This window comes from Imhoffiella purpurea, assembly GCF_000585215.1.
GTDB lineage: Bacteria > Pseudomonadota > Gammaproteobacteria > Chromatiales > Chromatiaceae > Imhoffiella > Imhoffiella purpurea.
Genome location: NZ_AONC01000108.1, coordinates 1 through 1,130 on the forward strand (window position 1 = coordinate 1; position 1,130 = coordinate 1,130).

1 protein-coding gene is annotated in these 1,130 nt (G+C 56.2%); it reads left to right on the plus strand.

Annotated features, from left to right (window positions below):
* Positions 1 to 69 precede the first annotated feature (69 nt).
* Positions 70 to 1,101: an IS630 family transposase gene (locus D779_RS20500; protein ID WP_232424265.1), complete on the plus strand. Its 1,032-nt coding sequence runs from the start codon at positions 70 to 72 to the stop codon at positions 1,099 to 1,101.
* Positions 1,102 to 1,130: the final 29 nt, after the last annotated feature.

A 1,130-nucleotide genomic window follows, 5' to 3' on the forward strand; every position in this document is an offset into this window, starting at 1 on the left:
TATACCTGTCTCATACAGGTTTTCGGCAGAGTTCCCTCGTGAACAGTCTGGCCCCATGGTAAGCTCCTCATGATGAACGACTACCGACTGAGCGATAAAGAGCTGGCTGAGCTACGTGCTGCCCACCGCAGGGTGCGCGAGATCCGCGAGGCGTACCGCATCAATGCGGTCATTTTGCTTGGTCAAGGTCGCGGGGTGAAGGACGTTGCCGATGCACTGCTGCTGGATCCTGACACGGTGCGCAGCTATTTCAAGCGCTACAAGAAAGGCGGTCTCGATGACCTGCTGTGCATGAGCTATGTGGGCAGCGAAGCGTTGCTCAACAGCAGTCAATTGCGTGCGCTGGATGCGCATCTGCAGAGCACCATCTACCAAACCGCCGCGGAGGTAGCCCGCTACGTCGAGCAGACCTGGGGCGTGCGCTACACGCCCAGCGGCATGACCGCACTGCTGCATCGCCTCGGTTACGCCTACAAGAAACCCACGTTGCTGCCGGGCAAAAATCCCTCGGTCGAGACCCAGAAGGCATTCGTCTCCAAATACGAGAATTTCAAGGAAAACAAGGCCGAGGAGGATGTGATCGTTTTCATGGATGCGGTGCATCCGCAGCACAATCCAGTGCTCGGCTGTGGCTGGATCAAGCGCGGGAAGCGCCAGGCGATCCAAAGCAACACTGGACGGCAACGGTTGAACATCAACGGTGCGATCAACCTCGAGACGCTGCAACTCACCTACCGCATGGACGACACCATCGACGCGATCTCGACGATCGCCTTGCTCAAACAGTTGGAGAGCGCCTATCCGGACGCTGAACGGATCATCGTGATTTGCGACAACGCCCGCTACTACAAAGCCCGGGTCGTGGCGAAATACTTGGAGACTTCCCGCGTTCAGCTCGAGCCATTACCGGCGTATAGCCCAAATCTCAACCTGATCGAGCGCTTCTGGAAGTTTTTCAAGAAGCAAGTGCTATACAACCGATATTACGAGCGGTTTGCCGAGTTTCGAACAGCCTGCAAAGAATTCTTTGCGGAGCTGGACCGCTATGCACCGCAGCTGCGTACGCTGCTTGCTGAGAACTTTCAGATTGTCGGTCATTGAGAGCCGAAATCCTGCATTCGCTAGGTATA

Bases quoted from the DNA above. Each gene is read 5' to 3' on its own strand.
- D779_RS20500 (WP_232424265.1), top strand. From the start codon at position 70: ATGATGAACGACTACCGACTGAGCGATAAAGAGCTGGCTGAGCTACGT.